Origin of the sequence: Sphingomonas sp. TF3, from assembly GCF_003985085.1 — a bacterium.
Taxonomy (GTDB): Bacteria; Pseudomonadota; Alphaproteobacteria; order Sphingomonadales; family Sphingomonadaceae; genus Sphingomonas.
Genome location: NZ_RWKS01000007.1, coordinates 22,324 through 36,475 on the forward strand (window position 1 = coordinate 22,324; position 14,152 = coordinate 36,475).

A 14,152-nucleotide genomic window follows, 5' to 3' on the forward strand; every position below is an offset into this window, starting at 1 on the left:
TGTCAGGCCCGATCCCGCCTTGGCGTGAGATAGCGGTAGAGGGGCTACCAGGTGATGCCGAGTTCAGCATACCGCTCCGCGACTTGGATCTCGGGTTGCCCACTCGGCTTAGAGAAGCCCTGAACTTCGCGCGCGTTCCCGAATGGCGGTATGCGGCTTCAACCGCCCGTTCGGTTTGCTGATACCAGGATTTGGGCACCATCGGCGCCGCTCCAATCGATCGCCCGCGTCACCCGCTTCACCTCGCGCCCCTTGGAATCGAGCACAATCGAATAGGGCATGCCGAGGGCGCCGTAGAGTTCGACTTCGTGGAGAGATGCGAATGCGAGCCGGAGATGGGGATATGCTGTGCCAAAGGCGGACCGGCCTGTCTTGGGATCCTCGTCAACAGACGCGGCGATCACCGTTACACCGGACCGGCTCGCGGCGAGCCGCTCCAAACTGGCCAATTCCGCCCGACAGGGCACGCACCAGCTAGCCCAGAAGTTGACGATAGCCGGGTGTCCTCGCAAGCTGGCGAGCTTGACGGGGCCCGGGCCGTCACTGCTCAGTGTTGGAAGCCGGGCGATTGAAGCGGTCGGAGCGATCGCGGTTTCGGCATGTATCAACGTTGCTGTGACGCCCACCACCGCCAGCAGAACCGCGTGCGCTGCGACGAAATAGAGAGCGGCCTTGCGACAGCTCATTGGACTTTGTCTTTTACCTTCGGCCAGTTTTGCTCCGCCCGAGCGATGGTACCAGTCACGTCTTTGTTGAAGACGCCCTGCGTTTTCTCGTTATAGTTCACATAGAGCTTGCCGCCGACGACACGGCCGGTCGCCGGATCGGCGTCAACCTTTTCGCCGAAGGACGTCCCTACCGCGCAGAAGCCACCGAACTGCGGAACATATTTCGTGGGTTCTGACAGGAATGCCTGACGATGTGCCTCGGTTGCGAATTGATAACGCGCACCGTTGAACATGGTGAAGATAGCAGCGTCACCTTGGGTCGGCCTTCCGCTGTCGAAATAGGCGACAGGATCGTATCCGCGCAGCGCCAACCCCGCTTGATCTACGTTTACGGGCGAAGCCGATCCGGGAACCGCGGCTTGAGTGGATGCCGGTACCAGGGCAGAAAACGGGGCGGCAGTGATCAACAGCACGGCGACGAGACGCCGATAATTCATTCGCAGCATACAGAATCTCCCGATCGCGAGCGCATAGCTCGCGTGCTCGTGACTTCGCCGGACACCGCCACCAGGTTACAAGCAACATCATGGGTGCCGTAAAAGGCTATCGATGCCGCCTTTTTGCCTCTGCATCGGGATGGGCATCACATCGTCTCACTCGATGGCGTCATCGAGACAATGCGCCACCGGCGAGGACGTGCAGTCCCAATACAAACAGACCATTCTCGGGGGGGGGGGGCTTGCGGTCAACGTCGTCGAATGCTGACGACTCCACTTCGCTGCAGGTGAATCAATCCAGCGTTTCTAGGCTCACGCACTGTCCGGTCGAACACGCGCGGCATTCGTGATAGCGAATCCTGGAGCGCCGCCATCACGCAACTCGCCGAGCATCGTGATCGCGCTATCGAGACAGATTCTGACCGGTTGCCGACTCTCGCCGCTCAGCAAGTCGCGCGCCAATGCAATCAAACGCACGGCTTCAAGCTCGTTCCGATCGTCGGCGGATAGAAGGTCTTCAATTGGCAATCGATACATCCATTTTGGCGGTTAACCGCTAGCGCCTGTCATGCACGCCGTCACGAGTCCAGTTTACATCAAGTTGGTGTAGAGCAAAGGGCCAAGCAGGGTCCTCACATCAATTTGATGTGAGGGTCCGTGGCGCGAGGCATCCACGATAGTCGCTATCGCTGGGTGATCGAGCGCTTGGTCGAGGCAAGGAAGAAACTGGGCCTATCGCAGGAAGCGGTGGCGCAGCGGCTCGGCAAACCGCAGCAATATGTCTCACGCTATGAGACGGGCGAGCGCCGCCTCGACATCTTCGAATATCTCGACGTGGCGGAGGTGCTTTCCGTCGATGGCTTAGCGCTCGCGGGCGAAGGGAGCTCTCAGATTGGCTAACTGTCAGCGCTCCAACCGCAGGGTGCCCGATGGATCGAACGCCGCGACGCGCTCGGGATAAGAGACATATGGAAACCGCACACGCCACCAGTCCGGTGCCGTCGCCCTTTTCACAAACCCTTCCCGGTTGGGCAGTTGCATGATCTCGCTGGCGAGCGCGACATCCTCGACGCTTCGCTTGCTCTGCATCGATGTCGACCGCGATGTGAACCGCCCGCGCGTGCGCGACCGGCTGACATCGTCGCGTTCTACCTCGCGATTGCCGATCAGGTCGGACGCAAGTTCGGCCGTGCCGCCGCCCTCGCTGAGCCCGCAGCGGAGCAGCAACAGATTACCGCAATTCTCGATAATGGTGTGAGCGCCCTCACCGTAGATCTGTTTGACCTGAGCAAAGCTCTGGAAGCCGATCGCGACCCGCCCGCCGAATTTCCGTAGTCGAGCCTGGGCATCCTTCAGCCCTTCAATCCGACCCAGCGCGTCGAGCTCATCGACATGAAACCAAATCCGACGTTCGCTCGAGGGGGCGAGCGATAGCGTCTCCATGATGGCAAGGTTCATCCAGCAGGAGATGAGGCCACGCAAAGCCGCAATCTGGTTGGCGGCATAGGGCATCCAGAGCGAACCTTCGCCCTCACGCACCCAGCGCCGGATCGAAAATCCCGGCCCCGCCCGAACGCCGAAGCTCCGCAGGCTAGCGACCGCGGGTGTGATCGTGCCGAGAATGCTGGCGAGCATGCGCTCGCCCCCTTCTTCAAAAAAGCGAGCAGCCGGCGTCCCGTCGCACAGCGCTTTCAGCTGCGCCCTGTTTGCCTGGGTGAGTGCGGCAACAAAATCGGCGGAACTGCCCATCGCGTTTCCGACCCAGCTTTCCATGGCACTGCTCAGGAACTGCTGGGCGTAACTGATCCACTGGTCGTGATCGCCATGTCCGAGATGAGGGAGCAGCGACTGAGCCACCATTGCGAAGTCGCCAACCTGCTCGATCTCGCCGAGCAGATCCCAATGGGCGCACCGCGCATCGAACGGGTTGAGAATGATGTCGCCGGCCTGGTAGAAGACACTCATCGCAGTGCCGTCGGGGTCGGCAACGACCTGACGGTCTTTACGCCGCGTCGCGCTGGCGATGATCGCGCGGAGCGCCGTCGATTTGCCAGACCCCGTCGTGCCGATCGCCGCGATGTGCATCGTTTCATCTTCGGGCGTGAGCGGCACGCCAGCCAGTGCAACACGGTCGGTAAGGCCGACGACCAATCGGCTGCGCAGCCGATTGGCGGTTCCGCGCATCCTGGTGCCGCGCAGATGAATGACCTTTTTCGGCCAGGCGCCGAGGCGCGCGGCGACCGCCCCGCCAAGATAAGCAAAGACCGCCGGCAGCATCACCGCGAGTGTCGGGGTGTCGGTGAGGAAGCTTGTATAGAGCCACAAACCGATCAGCAGCCCGCAACCCCAGCCAACGGGTGCGGAGAGCAAGGCCCATGGCGTCCGCCGATCAACGGCCTGGACCACGCCGATCGCAATCGTGCCGGGGAGCGCCGCCACCGCGAACCAGAAATGATACCGGTGCAGCGCGAGCCACAGCCAGCGCTGGTCAAGCCAGGGCTCGAGGCGATCGCGATGGCGCCAATGTTCGAGAACAAGATCGCGCCACGCGAAGCGCGCATCAATGGGTATGAAATGCGCCACAATCGGCCAGCCAACACCAATCGCGACAACCGAAAGAAGAAAGGCGATTTGATGGACGATCGGATCCGAGCCGGACCCTTGACCCCCACCCGCTGCGCCGCCGCCCTGACTCACCGTTCGGCTCCGTAGTCGCGATCCTTGCCCGGTGTCGGCACTGCCTTGGCCGCGGCGGCGAAAGCCGCGCGGGTTTGCTCGGCCGATCGTGGCGGCGCGTTGCCGAGTGCCGCGAACGTCTCGCGCAGTTGCCGCGCACGGTCCTGCTCCAGGCTGGCCTTCGATCCGCTCGCGTCCTTCCCGACTGGTCCCCGCGCCTGCGCATTCGCGGCCGCCTGTGCCGGTTGTGGCGCGGGATTCCCGTCGGCCGCGCCGCGCGCGCTGCTGAGGGCAGTACGGTTCGTGCGCGGCGGCGGTGCGCCCTCACGCTCATAGTCGAGCGCCATGTCCTTCGGACGCTCGCGCCCAAGGGTGCGACGCAACTGACCCTCATCGGCGAATTCGTCCCGGCCGTAGTGGAGCGCGGTTCCGGTCCGGTGGCGCGACAGGGCGACATAGCTCGAATGCGCATCCATACCGGGTGTCGCCAGCACATGGGTGCGATCGACCGTCATGCCCTGCGTCTTGTGGACGGTCGCGGCATAGCCATGATCGACATGGGCGTAGCTCTTCAGGTCGACCTCGACCCTGCGGCCGTCGTCCAGCCGCACGGCCAGCGTATCGCGACCTGCGCGTTCGATGGTGCCGAGCGACCCGTTCTTTACGCCGAGTTCGCGCTCGTTTTTCAGAAACAGGATGCGATCGTTCTCGGCGAACTGCCGTTCGCCCCGTTCGGTCTGCACATTTACGTCGCGGCCGAGCTCGCCTTGTGTTTGGAGCCGCTCACGCGCCGCTTGATTCAACATCGCAACCTCCTTGTTCATATGGGTAAGAATGATGCGGGATTCGGTCGGCGCTGCCCGCCGGTCGATGTCCCAGCGGTCGATGAGCGCGTCGCGCGCGGCGTCGCGCGTGTCTGCGGCGTGGACCATGCCGGCCTGGCTATAGGCGGCGATCGCTTCACCGGTTTGGCCCGTCGCGAACATCCGCGTCGCATCACGCATCCACTGCTCGGCCTGCCGGCGTACCTCGCCGATCTCGGCCGCCCCGTGGCGTTCAGCGAGCAAGCGGAACGCAGCACCGGCCTCAATCGCCTGAAGCTGCTGGACATCACCGACCATCACGATCTTGGCGCCAGCGCCGGCGGCCTCCGCCAGCACGCGCTGCAATTGCCGCGTGCCCACCATGCCGGCCTCATCGACCACCAACACATCGCGCGCCGTCAGCCGATCACGGTCACGCGCCCAGGCATGTTCGAAACTGGCGATGGTGCGCGATGCGATTCCGGAGCCGCCTTCAAGATTCTCGGCAGCGATGCCCGATAGCGCAGCGCCCCGGACGATATAGCCGGCGGCTTCCCAAGCCTCGCGCGCAACACCAAGCATCGCCGATTTACCGGCACCAGCATAGCCAACGACAAGGCTGAGTCCGGGCGCTTTGACGACATGGTCGAGGGCAGCACGCTGATCGCGTCCGAGCACCAGGCCGCGATCCACTGCCCCCGCAACTGCGCGTTCGACATCGTACCGACCGACCGGATGTCGCGAGGCCGAAAGCATCGTCGCGTTGCGTGTCAGCGCTTCTTCTGCGCTCAACATCGAGACGGTGGTGAAGCGTTCCTCGCCGCGTCCGTCGCGGCCGAGCGCGAGGATCTGATCCGAGCCGTGCATCGCGGCGAGCACGCGATCATATTGCTCCTGTCCGTCCGAATGGCGATGCGCGAACATCGCCATGTCGCGGCGCGTGAACGTCGCCTGCTGTCGGGTCAGTGCATCGAGGCCGATTTCCGGCTGGGCGATGATGGTCGCGCCGTTGGTGCGAGCGATGCGGATATGCTCGTCGGCCCGCTCGGCATCCTCGCCGCGCTCCAACCGCCGCGCGCCGGCCGCGCCGATCTTGTGCTGCGGCTCCAGATCGATCCCTTGCGTGTCGTAGCTGCGGTGATCGATACGGGCTTCGATGCCGAGCGACGTCAGTCGGTCGTTGACATGATCGGCCCAGCGCTCGCGCCATTGCTGGAGCAGTGCTGTCGCGTTCCACTCACGCACCTTGGCGCCGAACCCGTCCGGTCCGATCTCGCGGGTGGCGAGCATGACATGCGCATGCGGTTTGGCCTGGCCGTCGGCGCCGACGTCCCAGTGGATGTTGAGATCGGCGACCATGCCGCGGCCGACGAACTCCTTGGCCACGAACTCGCGGGCGAGCGCCACGCCCTGTTCCTGGGTCAGTTCGCGCGGGATCGCGAATTCCACTTCGCGGGCAAGCTGGGCGTCCTTGCGCTTCTCGGTCGCCTCGACCTCGTTCCACAGCGTTTCGCGATCCCGCAACCGCTCGGGTGCGCCCTCGGGCAACATCACTTCAGAATGGACGACGCCCGACTTGTTGGTGAAGTCGTGGTGACGATCGAGTCGCTCGTCATGGAGCCGTGACGCCGAGCGATAGGCGGCGGACGCCACTGCGCTCGAGCCATTGGCGCGGCCGATGATTTTGGCGGAGAAGTGGTAGATGGCCATTATGGCCAACCAATTACGCCTGATCTCGCGACGTCGGTACGACGTATAAGCGCGCTCTCCTACGCTAGAGCGCTCATGAGAGATTTGACGCGTTGAACCGGGCGTCACGCTGCCCAGCTAGAGCGCATCGACCAGCGAGATGGAGATGCGACGATGCGTAAGGTGCGAGATTTCGATGCGGAATTGAAGGCGCTGGGTGACCGGGCAAAGCAGCTCAGGGTGCGCAAGATCCAGCAATTCGGTGAACTGATCGAGGCGACCGGCGCCGATGCATTGGAGCCCGATCTGCTGGCCGGCGCGCTGCTTGCAGCGGTGGCGGAAAAGGAGGGCACCACGACCAAGGCATGGACGGCACGCGGTGCGCAGTTCTTTCGTGAAACGAGCCGGAAATCCTCGCGCCGCGCTCGTGGCATCAGCGAGAGCGGCAAAGCGGCTGCGGGCGGCGCGGAACCGGCTTGAGGCGGTAATCGCACGAACCGACAGGAGGGCATGGGTAGTGGCACGACGGACCCGAACGCGGCACCTGATCGAACTCGGCGGCCTCGTGCAGAAGGCCGGCCTGGTCGACCTCGCCGCCGACGATCGGCAAGTGCTGTACGGTGCCTTTCTCGACATCGCGATGCGGATGCGAAGCGATGAGGCTGCCCACGCGACCGCGCTGTTCAAGCGACGCGGGGCGCGGGCGTTTGCCGATGAAGCGGAGCAAGCGGCAGAGGCGGAACGCGAGAAGGTGCGAGCGGCATTCCGCCAGCGCAGCGATGCGGAATAGACTCTATGTAACGGGGCCAGCCGCGCAGCGCGCAGGCCGGCCCCGAGAACAGCACTATCAGCGGCGCAGGGCGACATTCCGGACGCCCAATGGAAACATCGCATCGGAGCGAACGGTCGGTACAGAATCGTTCGGTGCGGCAGCGCGGTCGGCGTTACCATCGTTCGTGCCGGCCGCCGATGTCGGTGCGACACCGGCCGGCTTCGACGTGCTGGCGGGTCTCGCCATGAACAATGCCGCCTCCTGCCAGCGCGCCTGGGCGTCGGCCTTGATGATCAGGGCGCCGGCACCACCGAGACGCGCTGCATAGGCGACCGTTTCGGCAGGAAGCGGCACGCCGCTGGCGGCGAAGCGCGTATAACGGTTCGGTCCGGCATTATAGGCGGCGTAGGCGCCGGGAATGCCGAACCGCGTGCGCAACTCGGCCAGATAGAGCGCACCACCGATCATGTTCATGCGCGCATCGAACGGATCGGCCCCGAGCCCGTAGCGCGCGGACAATGTCGCCCAAGTCGCTGGCATGATCTGCATGCAGCCCATCGCCCCCTTTTGCGACACCGCGCGAGGATTCCCGCCGCTTTCGGCGCGCATCACGTGCAGGATCATATCGAGGGGAAGACCGGTGCGCATCGCCGCTTCCGGGGCATGTACCGCGCAAGTGTCGGACGGTTGCGATTTGGCCGGCGCCGGGAATGCCGTAAAGGCGAGGCAAGTCATGCCGAGGCCAGCGGTGCGCAGGAGGCGACCTCCGCTCATGACCACACCCAGAGCGGCGTTGCCCGCCCGATCACGCTGGCGGCTGCGACCGGCCCGAAATAGCGGCTGTCGAACGATGCGCGGACGTTGCGTGCGAGCAGGAAATAGTCGCTGGCGCCAAGTCCGCGGCAGCCGGACCAGCGCGGCAGATCGCGACCGAAGCGATCATGATCGAGCGTCGAAGCGACCTGCAATCCGTCGATCGTCACCGTGTGACCGTCGCGGCAAACGCGCGCGCCGGTGACGGCCGCCACCGGCTTTACCAGCAGGGCGCACTGTTCGACATAGTGGCGATCGGCCATCAGCCGCGCGAGCGCCGGCGACGGACGCACAACGGCCAGTTCGCCGACCCGTGGATGGCGGCCCGGCTCGATGCGATAGAGGCCCAGCGGCACGCTCGCCGACACGTTCCAGACCAAGCGCAGATTGGGCCGTGCGATCGACGGCAGCGTCAGCGTTGCGAGCGCAACAGCGGACGCTGCGATGATCGCCCGACGGCCGGAAAGCGACCATGCGCCGTGTCGCGGACGTCTCAACGCTGGGACACTCGGGGTTTCTGCGCTGGGTATCTGCGCCATCACGATTGCCCTCCGGTGGCACCGTTGCGCTCCTCGGGACGGCGAACCGCAGGGAGCACGTTCGCGTTGTTCGGATCGGAGGTGGAGGCGCAGGCGCCACGGTCGGCCCAGGCGCGCAGTTCCTCCAATGTGTAGACGACGCGACCGCCGATTTTGCGATAGGCGGGACCGGTGCCATAGGTTCGGTGCTTTTCGAGCGTGCGCGCGGACAGGCCGACATAATGCGCGGCCTCCTTGGTGCGTAGGTAGCGCGTGTCCTTGATGATATCGGGCATGGTAATCTCCATTCGAGGCATCGCGGGCGCCCGGCGGGCAACTCGCGATGCCGGAGATCATCGGCGCTCGAAGGGGGTCGTGGGTGGCCGGAAAGAGGGGGCCATTACTTCGGCCACACCCGGGACAATCGCACTGTCGAGCAGATCGGTTGCTGCGCTCGCTTACCTCGCCGCAGGCTCAATGCACCTGATGGAATCGGAACCTGATGGACGCTAATAAGGCGGCGTGGATAGCATCGACGACGCCAGAGCGTTTCTCATCGCCCGAGAGCTGATCGAACAGCATGGGGACGATGTCGGGCGTTTCCTGCAGGACAAGATCGATGCGCTCATGGCCTCGGCCGACTTGGAGCAACTGTCGGCATGGTTCGTCATCCGCAATGCTGTTGCGCTTTCCATCCAGTCTGATGCGACACTTCACTAGCGGCTGGGCGGATGGCACCGGCCCTAGGATGATTGAGCTCGAATTGACGTGCCCCACCCGCTTAGCAGCGACAGATATCCCCCCGTTCTCATCCAGAGACCCGTGTCCTGCAATCGACGGAGATCGGATCGCTCGGAGCTCGTTCGCCAGTCGTCGGGCATAAGAGGAAGCAGCGTGGCGGCGATGTCGCGGAGCGTCATGCCGTCGGCTGCCGCATCGTGGATCGCGAGCATAGCCGCCTGACGGGGCGCATCACGGTATGGCGCAAAGCGGAGCGGCGGGCCCATTCCGATCGCGCGGCGGAACCGCGCGACGGCAGCGACCCGGGCGGCGTGATGCTGGTCGGGATGAACATAGATCCCGAACGGCTCGCCTTCGATCGGCTCCAAGTCGGCAGGCAACCAGAGCGCCAGTTCTGGCGCGCCGTGGCGGCGGATCAGCAAATGTGCGCCGCCTTCCGCTTCAAGCCGATACGCTCGGCCCCAGCGCGCCGGCTCGAAGCGTAATGCACCGAGTGGGCGAGCCCAGGTGACTGGGCGGACGACGGTGACCGTGTCGGCGAGACGCTCAGGCGCCCACCCGATCAGTGGCCGGTCGGTCGCCGGTACTTCGGGTGGAACCGGGAAAGGTGAGGCCCAGATGGGCCGCCCTCCTTCCCAGCGGGTGCTGGCGCAAGGTTGTAGTGACCCCGGCGTTTCGCCGGGCCGACGCCCTTGCCTGCGCCGAAGCGCGTATCGCGTCGGCGGGCGCAGTCGCCCAAAGCGCGCGGTATTCGGGATTGCGCCGAAGCCATTCCCAAGCGAATCCGACGGATGAAAGTTCGAGCAATGCCCTATACCTGTCGGGCAGACGCAACGTGTGGTAACCTGGCATCGCTTCCTCCTCGATGCTGTTTCCCCGCCATCGAAGAGATTGATTGAGGCCGATTTTCCGCTCAAGCGGCCGAGGGCTTATGCAGGTATAAGGGCGACCTTATGGTGCCGCGCGCGCTCAGCGTACGAGCATAGCGAGAGCCCCACCCGGACCAGGTCCGGACGGGGCTCCGTCGATCCGATCAGTCGCCGTTGCGCTTGGCGGGGCGCGACCAGATCAGGCTGTATGTGTCGCCGTCCTCGTCGTCGAAGAGATTGGCGTAGATCGGGCCGGTGAAGCTGGGATCGTCGAGTTTGAGACCGAGATATTCGCGACCCTCGTTCGACTGCTTGGTCCAGCCCGCACCGATCTCAGCCCGGCCCACCATTACCCGGTGCGAGGGAGCGGCATCGCTGGAGCGGTTGGTCTCGGGAACGATGCGCACGCCCTTGGCCTGGACGCTGAGGGTCACGATCTCGCCGGTGAAGCCGTCCGAGGTCTTCTTGAAGGTGCCGATGGTTGCCATGATGAAACTCCTGTCTTGATCTTCGAACCCGCGCCCATCGCGGCCTCGATGGCTTGCCCGGTGACCGGGACTGCCGCCGCCGCAGCCGACAGGCCCGAAGCAAAGCGGAGGACGGGGGAAGGCTCGCTATTTTGCCTCGCGAGGAATGGATCCCGTCAGGGTCCAGGGGAAAATAGCGAGCCGGCCCCCGTTGCGGCTCAGGCGGCAGAGGCGAAGCCGGTTTCGGTCATCAAAGCCATCTGAGAGAGGCCGTGTGGGACCGGGTCCGTGATCCGCCAGACAAGGACATGGCACACCTCGCGTCGCAAAAAAGAGCTCGGTGCCGGGTGTCGCGCGATCGGAGAGTCCCGGCTACGAACTGGCAGGGCTGATGATCATCCAATGACCTCGCTCCAGCTACCCGCCTCGTCACCCATGCGATCGGCCGGCAATCCCGCCGCGGGTTCTTTCCGCGTCAACGGGGGCGTGTCCTCACGCAAGCACAAACCGCCGCCACCTGTCCGATGCGCTCCTGACGACAAGACCCGACACAAACCGGTATCGTCATCCTTCCGGGGCATTCTGCACTGTCGCAGGATGAAGCCCGCCCGGATTGAAACCCGGCGGGCTGAGCAAGGAGCGTCTTCAACCTGGTCGATAGAAGTCTAGGGCACGGGTCGTGCAATGCGCTTCGCGGCGGCAAGGCCCGTGAGCGTCCCCGCGATGGCCGCGGGGAACCACGCCGACAGACCCGATAGACCGGCGAGCCCGCCGCCGAGCTGATAGCCCGCAATCGCGGCTGGGATCGCCAATGCGGCAGCGGCGACGATACGAGCCGGAAAAGGAGCTGTGAGCCCGATGAAACGGACAACGCCCGTCAAGAGCATGAAACCGATGACCCCGACCAGCAGCGCGCCGGGTATCGATGCGCCGACATGCGCACAGGCGAGCGCGGCGGCGCCCGCTATCGCCAGCGGCAGTGCATGACTTGCCGCGTTGAACAGAAAATAGATGAAGGCGCCGATGCCAATAAGCGACAGGGGCAGGAGAATCATCATGGCGAACGCGTCCTTCCATTCGGTTGGGGACGCGCCACCACCATCCACCACGGCGCATCGGGATAATAGCAGATCGAAGCGTCCGCCGAAACCGGCGGACGCTGAGCATTCGATCCGATCCGTCGCTGATTATGCAGCGAATACATCATATTCGCGCACCACCTGGTCGGCGTCGCCGTCATAGTCGTCACTCGGCATCGCCTGATACCCTTCCGGAGTCTCGATGAGGATGATGATCACCTTGAGGGTGCAAGCTAGGTTCCAGGCGAGACGCTGTGCTGTTTCGAGGGACATGGACTGGCTCCTGTCGATGGAGCGGGGCCACTCCCCGCTCGACAGGCGCCGACGCATCCGGCCGACGGCCTCACGTCACCGCGCTGGGCGCAGTCCAAGCGGCCGCATGCAAAGCATAGCGGACCCTTTACGGGTTGATCGTGAGGAGGCCGACGGGCGGGGAGGAATAGCGCCTCAAAGAGCGGGGAGTGGGCCCGCGGCGGTGGCCGACGCTATCCCTGGCGTATGCCGCATTATCGCCGAGGATTTGCAATCCGGCTGATGGTCACGTGCGCGGTCGCCTGATATTCAATCCGCAGTATCGACAGACGGATGCGAACGATGGCTGAGTTCAGCGGGCGTGATCTCCATCTGGTGAAGAAGGCACTCGCCATCGCGGTGCTGGCGATCGAGCGTATGCCCGGTCCATTTCAGAGCGGATCGGACATGACCGATATGAAGGAGCTCCTCGATCAACTGATCGAGTCTGATGTGGAGCTCGAGCATTACGCGGTCGCCGCCCATATCGCCGTTACAGGTGAGGCACCTCAACGGTAGGCGGAGCCGCCGATGGATTCTTTTCCATGGCACTAAGCGCCCAAGTTTCGCGCTTAACCGGTCTGGTGCGCAATCCCAGTAGCTGTCGTCGGTTGATCTTCCGTCGCCGGGAGGAATGTCAAATCCTGGGACTTTGCCGCCGTTCGAGTGTGAGGTGTTGAACGGCGGCTCTCGTCAGAAGCCGACATTCAACGTTCGTCGACTTGCGTTCGTCACCGCTCCACCGCGAAAATCGAGTTCCTGAAGCGCGCCGCCGGAAGGCGGCGATCATTCCTCAGAGACCGCTTCTGGTGGGCGCTCAATTCGCGAGTTCGAGCCCGGAGCGGCTCGGCAAAAAGAGCGCGGCCGCGATAGCGAGGCAGAATGCGCTAAGCGTACAGATCCCCATCGCCTCGTTTAGCGGGAGCGTTACTGCCAGTGCGCCCACGGCCGTGGTACTGATCGAGCCGATGCCCCGCCCGCCGGTGATGCAGAATCCGACGCCGGTGCCGCGAATGTCCGTCCTGAACATCTCGGTGAAGGTCGGCAGCATGGCACCCGCCACCGCACCCTGAAGCGCCCCCTGCAGGAAGATCAGCATGAGGGTCGCCTCCACCCCGGGCTTGATGAAGAGCAAAGCAACGATCACCAGCGCGTGGATCGGAATCAGCGAAAGAAACGTATGCTTGCGCCCGATGCGATCGCTGATGAACCCGCCAATCAATGGCCCGACGATCAAGCCGGCAATGCTCAACGCCAAGAACGCCGCGGTCTTGCCGATCTGCAGGTGCAGACCCAACCGCAGATAGGTGGGGAGCCAGGCGTGAACGGCAAAGCCGCCGCCGAGGACGCCCGTCGACAACAGGACGCCGACGAATGCCGCCCTCCGGTTCGCGGGATTGAAGATGGTCCAGAAGGGGGGCGCCGGTCGCTTGCCCTCGCGGCGGAGAAGCTTGACGGTCTCGAAGGCTTCGCTTTCCGGAACGTACTTTCCGACATAAAGTGCGAGCAACGCTGGCACCGCACCAACCGCAAACATGATCCTCCAGGCGATTTGCTCGTCAAATCCGGCAAACAGGATCGGCATCACCAGCAAAGCCAAGGCATAGCCGAGACCATAACCAGCTTGAGCGCCGGTCACGACGCGGCCGCGCAGATGCGGGCGGACGACCTCGCCCAGCAGCACGCCGGCAACCGCTGCTTCGCCGCCGAAGCCGGCACCCTGTAGAAACCGCACTGCAAAAAATTCTATATGAGCGGTGCAGAGCGCGGCGAGACCAGAGAATCCCGCGACCCAGAGGATCGTGATCTGCAGCAATCGTTTGCGGCCGAATCGATCCGCCGCGATGCCCGCGATCCAGCCGCCAAGTGCATTGCCGAGCAGTCCGACTGTCGTGAGCGCGCCGATCTCCGGCTTGGTAAAGCCGAGCACGGTGATGAGCACCGGAGCCAGCAACGCGTACATCTGCGAGTCTAAGGAATCGAGCGTGTAGCCGCCGAGGCAGGCCAGAAAGGACCGCCGTTCGTCTTTCTTGAGCTCGCCATACCAATTAAGTGCCATATGTACCTCGGCAGTTAAAATTCAAATTCAGTGGGACGACCGAAACCTTTCGCAAGGCTGGCCTATCGTGGCAGCGCTGGGTCGTGCGATATCGGACGATGTCGGCATGGACGTCGGACGGACAAGCCGGGTACGCCAGCGTTGCGACCACCGCACCTATACGGCATGCAAGGAGCGGTGGTGCCCATTAGCAGAAGTAATAGCTGGGCC

General features: G+C 64.0%; 20 protein-coding genes and 1 pseudogene. 7 read left to right on the plus strand and 14 right to left on the minus strand.

All coding sequences use genetic code 11. The features are described 5' to 3' along the window. Positions 1-158 precede the first annotated feature (158 nt). Complete coding sequence (locus EJC47_RS07760) at positions 159-686, minus strand: TlpA family protein disulfide reductase (RefSeq protein WP_126846596.1); 528 nt, start codon at positions 684-686, stop codon at positions 159-161. Continuing rightward, a complete protein-coding gene (locus EJC47_RS07765; protein WP_126846598.1) occupies positions 683-1,174 on the minus strand; it encodes a YHS domain-containing (seleno)protein in 492 nt (163 codons plus the stop codon). Before EJC47_RS07765 ends, EJC47_RS07760 begins: the two co-directional genes overlap by 4 nt. A 65-nt stretch (positions 1,175-1,239) precedes the next feature. Here EJC47_RS07765 and EJC47_RS21340 point away from each other — a divergent pair. Beyond that, positions 1,240-1,433 (plus strand): annotated as a pseudogene (locus EJC47_RS21340) (L-serine ammonia-lyase, iron-sulfur-dependent, subunit alpha); the annotation flags it as partial. A 44-nt stretch (positions 1,434-1,477) separates the two neighbouring features. Here the strand turns inward: EJC47_RS21340 and EJC47_RS07775 are convergent. Then, the gene (locus tag EJC47_RS07775) at positions 1,478-1,693 is read right to left on the minus strand and encodes a hypothetical protein (protein WP_126846601.1); all 216 of its coding nucleotides are present in this window, start codon (positions 1,691-1,693) and stop codon (positions 1,478-1,480) included. 129 nt (positions 1,694-1,822) lie between these two features. Here EJC47_RS07775 and EJC47_RS07780 point away from each other — a divergent pair, with 129 nt between their 5' ends. Further along, a complete protein-coding gene (locus tag EJC47_RS07780) occupies positions 1,823-2,065 on the plus strand; it encodes a helix-turn-helix domain-containing protein (protein WP_126846603.1) in 243 nt (80 codons plus the stop codon). Between the two features lie 3 nt (positions 2,066-2,068). On the opposite strand, the gene EJC47_RS07785 is transcribed toward EJC47_RS07780, so the two are convergent. Together EJC47_RS07785 and traA are read right to left on the minus strand one after the other, a co-directional pair. Then, positions 2,069-3,862, minus strand: a complete 1,794-nt coding sequence (locus EJC47_RS07785; RefSeq protein WP_260591510.1) for a type IV secretion system DNA-binding domain-containing protein — start codon at positions 3,860-3,862, stop codon at positions 2,069-2,071. Continuing rightward, complete coding sequence (gene traA / locus EJC47_RS07790; RefSeq protein ID WP_126846605.1) at positions 3,859-6,354, minus strand: Ti-type conjugative transfer relaxase TraA; 2,496 nt, start codon at positions 6,352-6,354, stop codon at positions 3,859-3,861. The genes EJC47_RS07785 and traA overlap by 4 nt, the downstream gene beginning before the upstream one ends. Before the next feature lie 153 nt (positions 6,355-6,507). Here traA and traD point away from each other — a divergent pair, with 153 nt between their 5' ends. Continuing rightward, the gene (gene traD, locus EJC47_RS07795) at positions 6,508-6,813 is read left to right on the plus strand and encodes a conjugal transfer protein TraD (protein ID WP_126846607.1); all 306 of its coding nucleotides are present in this window, start codon (positions 6,508-6,510) and stop codon (positions 6,811-6,813) included. A 37-nt stretch (positions 6,814-6,850) separates the two neighbouring features. After that, positions 6,851-7,123: a conjugal transfer protein TraD gene (locus EJC47_RS07800; RefSeq protein ID WP_185867596.1), complete on the plus strand. Its 273-nt coding sequence runs from the start codon at positions 6,851-6,853 to the stop codon at positions 7,121-7,123. A gap of 57 nt (positions 7,124-7,180) precedes the next feature. On the opposite strand, the gene EJC47_RS07805 is transcribed toward EJC47_RS07800, so the two are convergent. Genes EJC47_RS07805 through EJC47_RS07815 form a run of 3 tightly spaced genes read right to left on the minus strand, consistent with a single transcriptional unit; the run spans position 7,181 to position 8,732 of the window. Continuing rightward, complete coding sequence (locus tag EJC47_RS07805) at positions 7,181-7,879, minus strand: lytic transglycosylase domain-containing protein (RefSeq protein ID WP_260591511.1); 699 nt, start codon at positions 7,877-7,879, stop codon at positions 7,181-7,183. Next, the gene (locus tag EJC47_RS07810) at positions 7,876-8,415 is read right to left on the minus strand and encodes a S26 family signal peptidase (RefSeq protein WP_260591512.1); all 540 of its coding nucleotides are present in this window, start codon (positions 8,413-8,415) and stop codon (positions 7,876-7,878) included. Before EJC47_RS07810 ends, EJC47_RS07805 begins: the two co-directional genes overlap by 4 nt. Before the next feature lie 41 nt (positions 8,416-8,456). Then, positions 8,457-8,732: a helix-turn-helix transcriptional regulator gene (locus EJC47_RS07815; RefSeq protein ID WP_126846613.1), complete on the minus strand. Its 276-nt coding sequence runs from the start codon at positions 8,730-8,732 to the stop codon at positions 8,457-8,459. A 226-nt stretch (positions 8,733-8,958) separates the two neighbouring features. Between EJC47_RS07815 and EJC47_RS07820 the strand changes: the two genes are divergently transcribed. Then, the gene (locus EJC47_RS07820) at positions 8,959-9,156 is read left to right on the plus strand and encodes a hypothetical protein (protein ID WP_126846615.1); all 198 of its coding nucleotides are present in this window, start codon (positions 8,959-8,961) and stop codon (positions 9,154-9,156) included. A 23-nt stretch (positions 9,157-9,179) separates the two neighbouring features. Here the strand turns inward: EJC47_RS07820 and EJC47_RS21560 are convergent, their stop codons facing one another. Continuing rightward, positions 9,180-9,443 carry a DNA -binding domain-containing protein gene (locus EJC47_RS21560; protein WP_409574479.1) on the minus strand — a complete coding sequence of 88 codons (264 nt, stop codon included), beginning with the start codon at positions 9,441-9,443 and terminating at the stop codon, positions 9,180-9,182. On the opposite strand from EJC47_RS21560, the gene EJC47_RS21345 reads away from it, so the two are divergent. Then, the gene (locus tag EJC47_RS21345) at positions 9,375-9,662 is read left to right on the plus strand and encodes a hypothetical protein (protein ID WP_260591513.1); all 288 of its coding nucleotides are present in this window, start codon (positions 9,375-9,377) and stop codon (positions 9,660-9,662) included. The two genes, EJC47_RS21560 and EJC47_RS21345, sit on opposite strands and share 69 nt — an antisense overlap. 61 nt (positions 9,663-9,723) lie before the next feature. Here the strand turns inward: EJC47_RS21345 and EJC47_RS21565 are convergent, their stop codons facing one another. From EJC47_RS21565 to EJC47_RS20995, 4 genes are all read right to left on the minus strand, one after another. After that, positions 9,724-10,029 (minus strand): transcriptional regulator domain-containing protein, encoded by a 306-nt coding sequence (locus EJC47_RS21565; RefSeq protein WP_221885164.1) that lies wholly within the window; start codon positions 10,027-10,029, stop codon positions 9,724-9,726. A 181-nt stretch (positions 10,030-10,210) separates the two neighbouring features. After that, positions 10,211-10,534, minus strand: a complete 324-nt coding sequence (locus EJC47_RS07830; RefSeq protein WP_126846620.1) for a DUF736 domain-containing protein — start codon at positions 10,532-10,534, stop codon at positions 10,211-10,213. A gap of 644 nt (positions 10,535-11,178) precedes the next feature. Next, a complete protein-coding gene (locus EJC47_RS07835; RefSeq protein ID WP_126846622.1) occupies positions 11,179-11,571 on the minus strand; it encodes a hypothetical protein in 393 nt (130 codons plus the stop codon). Positions 11,572-11,700: 129 nt separating this feature from the next. Beyond that, positions 11,701-11,865 carry a hypothetical protein gene (locus EJC47_RS20995; RefSeq protein WP_185867599.1) on the minus strand — a complete coding sequence of 55 codons (165 nt, stop codon included), beginning with the start codon at positions 11,863-11,865 and terminating at the stop codon, positions 11,701-11,703. A 321-nt stretch (positions 11,866-12,186) separates the two neighbouring features. Between EJC47_RS20995 and EJC47_RS07840 the strand changes: the two genes are divergently transcribed. Then, positions 12,187-12,402, plus strand: a complete 216-nt coding sequence (locus tag EJC47_RS07840) for a hypothetical protein (protein WP_126846624.1) — start codon at positions 12,187-12,189, stop codon at positions 12,400-12,402. A gap of 298 nt (positions 12,403-12,700) precedes the next feature. Here EJC47_RS07840 and EJC47_RS07845 read toward each other — a convergent pair whose 3' ends face one another. Then, positions 12,701-13,942: an MFS transporter gene (locus tag EJC47_RS07845; protein WP_126846627.1), complete on the minus strand. Its 1,242-nt coding sequence runs from the start codon at positions 13,940-13,942 to the stop codon at positions 12,701-12,703. Positions 13,943-14,152: the final 210 nt, after the last annotated feature.